Annotated in this window: 6 protein-coding genes and 1 pseudogene; 6 read left to right on the top strand and 1 reads right to left on the bottom strand. The window is 67.2% G+C overall.

Annotated elements, in window-relative coordinates; genetic code table 11:
• The 5 genes and pseudogenes from G3O06_RS34065 to G3O06_RS34045 all read left to right on the top strand — a co-directional run.
• Window positions 1-1,566, top strand: a 1,566-nt coding sequence (locus G3O06_RS34065) for a phospholipase D family protein (protein ID WP_205818827.1), incomplete at its 5' end; no start/stop codon positions are given.
• A 149-nt stretch (window positions 1,567-1,715) separates the two neighbouring features.
• The gene (locus tag G3O06_RS34060) at window positions 1,716-2,489 is read left to right on the top strand and encodes a class II aldolase/adducin family protein (protein WP_174973258.1); all 774 of its coding nucleotides are present in this window, start codon (window positions 1,716-1,718) and stop codon (window positions 2,487-2,489) included.
• 364 nt (window positions 2,490-2,853) lie between these two features.
• The gene (locus G3O06_RS34055; RefSeq protein WP_174915418.1) at window positions 2,854-3,288 is read left to right on the top strand and encodes a CHRD domain-containing protein; all 435 of its coding nucleotides are present in this window, start codon (window positions 2,854-2,856) and stop codon (window positions 3,286-3,288) included.
• A gap of 17 nt (window positions 3,289-3,305) precedes the next feature.
• Window positions 3,306-3,485 (top strand): annotated as a pseudogene (locus tag G3O06_RS34050) (zinc ribbon domain-containing protein); the annotation flags it as partial.
• A 137-nt stretch (window positions 3,486-3,622) separates the two neighbouring features.
• Complete coding sequence (locus G3O06_RS34045) at window positions 3,623-4,585, top strand: alpha/beta hydrolase (RefSeq protein ID WP_174986149.1); 963 nt, start codon at window positions 3,623-3,625, stop codon at window positions 4,583-4,585.
• On the opposite strand, the gene G3O06_RS34040 is transcribed toward G3O06_RS34045, so the two are convergent.
• Window positions 4,555-5,397: an EcsC family protein gene (locus G3O06_RS34040; RefSeq protein ID WP_174986148.1), complete on the bottom strand. Its 843-nt coding sequence runs from the start codon at window positions 5,395-5,397 to the stop codon at window positions 4,555-4,557. The genes G3O06_RS34045 and G3O06_RS34040 overlap by 31 nt on opposite strands.
• 397 nt (window positions 5,398-5,794) lie before the next feature.
• Here G3O06_RS34040 and G3O06_RS34035 point away from each other — a divergent pair, with 397 nt between their 5' ends.
• Window positions 5,795-7,390 carry an MDR family MFS transporter gene (locus tag G3O06_RS34035; protein ID WP_174915415.1) on the top strand — a complete coding sequence of 532 codons (1,596 nt, stop codon included), beginning with the start codon at window positions 5,795-5,797 and terminating at the stop codon, window positions 7,388-7,390.
• Window positions 7,391-7,395 lie beyond the last annotated feature (5 nt).

The following is a 7,395-nucleotide window of genomic DNA, read 5'->3' as shown; positions in this document are numbered from 1 at the left end:
CCGGCCCGCGCGCTGGCCGCCGGCATACTGTTGTCGCTCGTTGCCGCCTGCGCGACGCATCCGCCTGCCACCACGCTCGATCGCCCGGTCTCCCACGCGTTGCCGCCCGATACCGCGACGCCGTTGCGCGACGCGCTGGCCGCGCCCGAGGCCGCGCATCCGGGCCAGTCGGGTTTCCGGCTGCTGGCCGACGGCGCCGAAGCGCTGCAGATGCGCATCGCGCTCGCACGCGCTGCGACGAAAACGCTCGACATGCAGTACTACATCGCGACCGAGGACACGACCGGCAAGCTGCTGCTTGCCGCGGCGCTGTACGCGGCCGATCGCGGCGTGCGCGTGCGGATGCTGGTCGACGACCTGAACTTCCGCGATATCGATCGCCTCATGGCCGCGCTGAACACGCATCCGAATATCGAGATCCGCGTGTTCAACCCGTTCGGCGCGTCGCAGCAAGGCATGGTCAAGCGCACGGCCAACTTCTTCACGCGCATCGACAGCTTCACGCGCCGGATGCACAACAAGGCGATGATCGCGGACAACCAGATCGCGATCGTCGGCGGCCGCAATCTCGGCGACGAATACTTCAACGCGAGCCCGACGCTGCAGTTCCGCGATCTCGACGTGCTGGCCGCCGGCCCCGTGACGAACGATGTCTCGGCAAGCTTCGACACGTACTGGTCGAGCGCGAGCAGCTATCCGCTGCGTGTGCTGAATCACCAGTCGTTCGATCCGAAGGACCTCGACGCGACGCGCGACGAGCTGCGCGCCCACTGGCGCCAGAACGCCGACCCGTACAACGCGAAGCCGCTGAACGCGACGCCGCTCGCGCAGCAGATCACGCGCGACGAGCTTGCGCTCGTGTGGGCGCCGGCCGAGTTCAAGGTCGATGCGCCCGACAAGATCGCGCGGCCGACCGACGCGTACGTGAGCCCGCCGATGCAGCGCCTGGTCGAGCTCACGCGCGGCGCGCAGCAGGAATTCCTCGCGTTCTCGCCGTACTTCGTGCCGCACGACGTGGGCGTGAAGATCCTCGGCGAGGCGACCGCGCGCGGCGTGCGCGTCGCGATCCTGACCAATTCGCTCGCCGCGACCGACGCGGTTGCCGTGCAGGCCGGCTACGGGCCGTATCGCGTGCCGCTGCTGCAGCAGGGCGTCGAGCTGTACGAGTTCAAGGCGCAGCCGGGCCGGCAGCGCGCGCGCCTGTTCGGGTCGCGCTCTCGGGCGAGCCTGCATGCGAAGGCGTACGTGATCGACCGGAAGATCCTCGTGATCGGCTCGATGAATCTCGATCCGCGTTCCGCGCACCTGAATACCGAACTGGCGCTCGTGATCCACAGTCCGACGCTCGCGCAGCAGGTCGCGACGGTCTTTGCGCGCGTGACGCAGCCGGATGACAGCTACCGCGTGAGCCTCGTGACGCCGGCGGGCGGCGGGTCGCCCGAACTCGAATGGACGGGCATCGACAACGACCGGCCGACCACCTATCACGTCGATCCGCACGCGGGGCTGCTGCGCAACCTGATGACCGGCATGTTCATGCTGCTGCCGGTCGACGACCAGCTTTAAGGGTACGGAAGCGCTCCGGCTAAACCCGCGTTTCCGGTGCGCGGGGAAAGGTGATATGGTTGTGCGTGCAACTAATTCGGCGCGCAAGACAGTGCTGCCAGACGCCCTGCACCGCGCGTGCCGCGCACACCCGCAACCGGAGTTCCCCCATGCAACGTGTCCCGAACCAGCCGTTCACGCGTCCCGCCCGTTTCTCCGAAGCCGAATGGCAGGCACGCGTACAGCTCGCGGCGGCTTACCGCATCTTCGATCATCTCGGCTGGACCGAGCTGATCTACAACCATATCTCGCTGCGCGTGCCGGGCGAGGACGGGCATTTCCTGATCAACCCGTTCGGGCTCCATTACCGCGAGGTGTGCGCGTCGAACCTCGTGAAGATCGACATCGACGGCAACGTGATCGGTCATTCCGACTGGCCGATCAACCCGGCCGGCTTCACGTTCCACAGCGCGATCCATGCGGCGCTGCCCGATGCGCACTGCGTGATGCACGTGCACACGACGCCGACGATGGCCGTGTGCTGTTCGCGCGACGGGCTGTCGTTCTCCAATTTCTATTCGGCTCAGTTGTACGGGAAGATCGCGTATCACGACTTCGAGGGCATCACCGTGCATCTCGAGGAGGGGCGGCGCATCGTCGAGAGTGCGGGCGGGCGGCCCGTGCTGCTGTTGCGCAACCATGGGCCCGTGACGATCGGCGCGACGCTCGCGCAGACGTTCTCGCTGATGTGGCTGCTCAATCGCGCATGTGAGGTGCAGATCGCCACGCATGCGATCGGCGACGCACTGCCGATCGCGCCGCCGGTGCTCGAAGCGTGCGTGCGCGATTCGCTGAATTTCGATCCGAAGCATGGCGCGGGGCAGGACGCATTCGATGCGCTGCAGCGTATCGTCGATCGCATCGATCCCGGCTATCGCGCGTGACGTGATGCGGTGATATCGCTTCGTCCTGCTTGATACGGCGTGAACCGGGTCCGGCGGCGCGCGCAAAAAAAACGCGGCCGGGCGGCCGCGTGAATACTCGCAGACTCCTTCGGACGAAGGAAACAAGCAACTGTGAGACGAAGTGTAGCGAAAGGCCGCGCGCCGATTCAGTCATCTGGCTGCAAAGGTCCATTCCAGGTTGACGCAGACTGGCGCATCGCGCGCCGTGCGAGAGGGCCGGCCGCGCGCGGTGCGGCGATTCGCAGCATGGCTGTTCGGTGGACTCCCGGATCAACGGCGATCGACTACCATCATGTCTGGCGCCCCCGTTCGGGCGGCGTACAACGTCGTACAAGGAGAGTCCATGCTCAAGCTGCGTTTGCTCCAGGTCGCGTTACTCGCGGGCGTGCTGGCCGCCGGCAGCGCCGCTGCCGAAACGGTGCGCCTGTCCGCCAATCTCCAGCCGTCGAGCGAAGTGCCGCCGACGGCGACCAAGGGCTCGGGCGATGTCGAGGCCACCTACGACACGGCCACGCACATGCTGCAGTGGAAGGTCACTTACGAACACCTCACGGGGCCGGCTACCGCCGCGCACTTCCACGGGCCCGCGCCGGTCGGCCAGAACGCGGGTGTGCAGGTGCCGATTCCGAAGGACGAGCTGGCGAGCCCGATCAAGGGTTCGAAGGAACTCACCGACGCGCAGGTCACCGACCTGATGGGCGGCAAGTGGTACTTCAACGTCCATACGAAGGATCACCCGGCCGGCGAGGTCCGCGGCCAGGTGATGCCGGCGAACTGAGTGCCGGCGTTTGATCCGTGAGCACCGAAAACCGGCAGACGCAGGCGGCATTCCGCTGTGTCGCGTGCGGTCATGAGGGGCATGCCGATGTGGTCGGTGCGATCAACATACTGGCGCGGGGGCACCGCGTTGCAGCCTGTGGAGAGCCGGTGCAGTCGGGCCGCTCCGTGAAGCAGGAACCCGCCGAGGCGATCTGAGACAAGCATCATCGTTTCAAACGCGGTAGGAATCCCGAGCCATCAGGCGCGGGAGGATGTCAAATAGAGGCACCTGTCGAGCGGTGCGGGAACGTTCGCACGTACCATCGTCACACTGCGATTACGGAGTGCGTCCGATGAGTTGGCAAAGCAAGTTCGCCTGCTGGCTGCTGCGCTGGCAGTTCCGTCCCGAGACCACGCGCGAGGTGCTCGATCCCGCGCGCGCGCGGCGCTTTACCGACCTGCGGATGGTTGTGCCGCGCCGCGCACCGTCGGGCTACCGGCTGCGCCAGTGCTACGGCGCGGGCGATGCGCCGCTGCGCGGCGAATGGCTCGAACGCACCGACGCGGGTGCGGGGCGCGGGTCCGGCCGCACGCTGCTGTACTTCCACGGCGGCGGCTATTACTTCTGTTCGACGAAGACCCACCGGCCGCTCGTGTTCGGCCTGACGAAGCGTGCGGGCGTGCGCTCGTTCTCGCTCGACTACCGGCTGGCGCCCGAAAACCGTTTCCCGGCCGCGCTCGACGATGCGCTGGCCGCGTACCGGCAACTGCTGGCGCTCGGCACGCCGCCCGAGTCGATCGTGCTCGGCGGCGATTCGGCGGGTGGCGGTCTTGCGCTCGCGACGCTCGTCGCGCTGCGCGACCGCGGCGAGCCGCTTCCGGCAGGCGCGATCCTGTTCTCGCCGTGGACCGACCTGGCCGCTACCGGCGCGACGCTGCGCACGAACGACGGCGCCGATCCGATGTTCGCGGGCGCGGCGCTGCCGAAGGCCGCGAAGCTGTACCTGGGCGACGAGCCGGGCACGAATCCGTACGCATCGCCGCTCTATGCGGATTTCGCGGGCCTGCCGCCGCTGTATATCCAGGTCGGCAGCACCGAGGTGCTGCTCGACGATTCGCGCCGCGTCGCCGAGAAGGCGAAGGCGGCCGGGGTAGCGGTGGAGATCGAGGTGTGGCCGGACATGCCGCACGTGTGGCAGCTGTACGCGCCGATGGTGCCGGAAGCGCGCGATGCGCTCGACCGCGCGGCCGCGTTCCTGCGCCGCGTCGCGGTCGAGCGTGCGGTTCAGCGCGCCGGCGAGGCGTCGATCGCCTGATAGGCGGCCTTGACGGCCACCGAGCCGTACTTGCGCTCGAGCCGGCGCACGGTGAAGTGGCCGTGCGCCATCTGCTGGAAGTGGTCGATGAACAGCGTATTGACGGTCGCGCCGAGCACGGCGCCGATCGCCGGAATCGACTTCGCGGCCATCTGCTCGGTCACCTGCACCGAGAAGCGCGACGCCACCGTCTGCACGAGCTTGAACACGGCGGCCGAGCTGTGCGCGGCAATGCCCTTCGTCGTGATGTCAGACGATGCCTTCGAGATCGCCTGCGCGAGTGCGCCGCGCAGCACGAAATAGCCGAGATCGGCGTCCTCTTCCTGCTTGTCCGGGTTGCCGCCCATGCCGAGCACGGCCAGGCATTGCAGCTGCGTATCGACCGAGCTCAAGTCCTCGCCCTCGCTGCGCGCGATGTCGCACACCGAGCGGAAGATCAGCGTCGTCGTCACCGGCAGCTCGACCGGCAGCGCGAGAAAGCCGAACGCGCCGCCCGCCGCGCCGGTGGTTGCGACCGCGAGCTTGTGCAGCAGGTTGCTCGGCTTGTCGGGCTCGGCGTCCGGCGCGGGCGGCTTGCCGAGCGTGCGCAGCGCGATGTTCAGGCACTTGCGCAGCGCGAGCTGCGTCGCATCGTTGATCTTGCCGGTCGCGAAATCCGGCAGCCGGGCGATCATTTTCTCGACCGGCGCGCCCAGCATGCCCGTCAGCTTCATCGTCAGCGACGGGCTTTCCAGCACCTGCTTCGCGCGCCACAGCGCGTCCCGATCGTCCGGCGACAGGGTGATCGCGGGGGTGATTGAAATCGGTTCCATCTTTCTCCTTGGCGGTCTGGTTCGGTTAGGGCCTGTTCGCGCTAATAACGGGCTTGCGCTGGCCACCAGAAGGGCCGAGCGCAAGGATTGCGACGAAGCGAATACTCGACGTATTCGCGAGGAGCATGGCGCGGCGATCGGCCCTTCTGGTGGCCAGCCCCGCGAATGAATTTTCCAAAAATAGGGGAACGTGCCTTGCCGGCCGCACTGCGGCGTCGATCGTCACTTGTTTGGCGCGGCCAAACGGCGCTCCTCGCTCCTTGCAGTGCGACCGGCAAGACACGTTCGCAAGCCCGTTATTTGCGCGAACAGGCCCTAAACCGTCGCCAGCCTAGATTACTCCGGCGTGCTAGAATTTTGAGATTGTTTGACTCGTCAAAAGTTGCGCCAACAAAAAATGGCCGTCCATACTGCCGCCCACCATTCGAGCGGGCAAGTCCTGCCGTTCCGCGAATCGCTGCTGGCGATGATCGGGATCTCATTTGTCACCATGCTCGTCGCGCTCGACCAAACCGTCGTCGGCACCGCGCTGCCGACCATCGTCGCCGAGCTCCGCGGTTTCGACCTGTACGCGTGGGTCGCGACTTCGTACCTGCTCAGTTCCGTGATCACGGTGCCGATCTTCGGCCGCCTCGGTGACTATTACGGCCGCAAGCCGTTCGTCATCGCGTCGATCGTCGTGTTCACTGGCGCGTCCGTGCTGTGCGGGATGGCGAACGACATGCTGATGCTCGTGCTTGCGCGCGGGCTGCAGGGGATCGGCGGCGGGATGCTGGTCGGCACCGCGTTCGCGTGCATTCCCGACCTGTTCCCCGATTCCGTCGTGCGGCTGCGCTGGCAGGTGCTGATGAGCTCCGCGTTCGGCATCGCGAACGCGGTCGGCCCGTCGCTCGGCGGCGTGCTGACCCAGTCGTTCGGCTGGCGCTCGGTGTTCTACGTGAACCTGCCGGTCGGCCTGCTGTCGCTGCTGTTCGTGTGGCGTTACCTGCCGCACCTGCGCCACGTCGCGCACGATCGCAAGATGCGGCTCGACTGGCCGGGCGCGCTGCTGATCGCGCTGTCGCTCGGCGCGCTGCAGCTGTTCGTCGAATGGCTGCCGAAGTATGGCGTCGCGAGCTGGGCGTCGCTGCTGCTCGTCGTCGCGGTCGCGGCCGGTTTCGGCCTGTGGCACTGGGAGCGGCGCTGCGCGCAGCCGATTTTGCCGTTCGACATGTTCGGCAACCGCGCGCTGTCGGCGCTCTTCGTGCTGGCGATCCTCGCCGGCTTCTCGATGTTCTCGCTGCTGTTCTACGCGCCGCTGCTGTTCCAGGGCGGGTTCGGGATGTCGCCGAAGGAGGCGGGGCTCGTGATCACGCCGCTCGTCGTGTTCATCACGATCGGCAGCATCATGAACGGCCGGGTCGTCACGCGCATCCGCAACCCGAACGCGATGCTGCACGTCGGCTTCGTGCTGTTCGCGATCACCTGCGCGGGTATCGTCGTGTCGACCCACACGACGCCGAAGTGGGTGCTGATGGCGTTGATGGTCGCGGGCGGCATCGGGCTCGGCTTCGTGCTGCCGAACCTCACCGTATTCGCGCAGCAGACGGCCGGCCGCGAGCATCTCGGCATTGCGACGGCGCTGCTGCAGTCGCTGCGGATGGTCGGCGGGATGGTGGGCACCGCGCTGACCGGCACGCTCGTCAACCAGATGTACTCGGGCGGCGTGCGCGATGCGCTGTCGGCCGACCACGCGATGCAGTGGCATGCGCAGCTCGCCGATCCGCAGATCCTGATCGATCGCGCCGCGCAGGGCGGTCTGGTCGCGGAGCTGACCCGTGCCGGGCATAATGGCGCGCTGCTGCTGGAAGCGGCCCGCGAATCGCTCGTTGGCGCGATTCACCTGGGTGTCGCAATGGCGGCTGTCGTCGCCGTGGTATCGGTGTGGCAGTGCCGCCGCGTGCCGCCGATCGCGCTGCGGCACAAGATCGAACCGCATGTTGCGGCCGACTGAACGAT

The sequence above is a fragment of the Burkholderia sp. Ac-20345 genome, assembly GCF_017104825.1.
Classification (GTDB): domain Bacteria; phylum Pseudomonadota; class Gammaproteobacteria; order Burkholderiales; family Burkholderiaceae; genus Burkholderia; species Burkholderia lata_B.
Note: the sequence above shows the minus strand (reverse complement) of the source record. Positions and strands in the feature narration are given on the sequence as shown.